Annotated in this window: 1 protein-coding gene; it reads left to right on the top strand. The window is 55.4% G+C overall.

Annotated features, from left to right (window positions below; genetic code table 11):
* Positions 1-18: 18 nt before the first annotated feature.
* Positions 19-242, top strand: a 224-nt coding sequence (locus tag R0J87_RS23910; protein WP_498889520.1) for a hypothetical protein, incomplete at its 3' end; no start/stop codon positions are given.

The raw sequence follows: 242 nt of genomic DNA, 5'->3' as shown, positions 1-242 counted from the left end.
CAGGCAACGTTCGGGCACATGGAAAAGTGGCTGTGTCATCCGCACTATCAGCACCTCGCCGAGCAGACAACCGGTTTTTATGATCACCGGGGCGACTTCCGGCCGGAGTCGTTTGGTCTGAATCCTGTGAGTGACAGTGTCACTGAGTTTGTTGCCGACCTGCTCGATACCCTGCTGCCGAATTTCACATCCGGTACCCTGAACCTGAATTTTGATGAAACCATGGATCTCGGCGCAGGGGC

The organism is Halomonas sp. SIMBA_159, from assembly GCF_046536035.1.
Classification (GTDB): domain Bacteria; phylum Pseudomonadota; class Gammaproteobacteria; order Pseudomonadales; family Halomonadaceae; genus Vreelandella; species Vreelandella venusta_A.
This window is presented reverse-complemented; position numbering and strand designations above follow the sequence as displayed.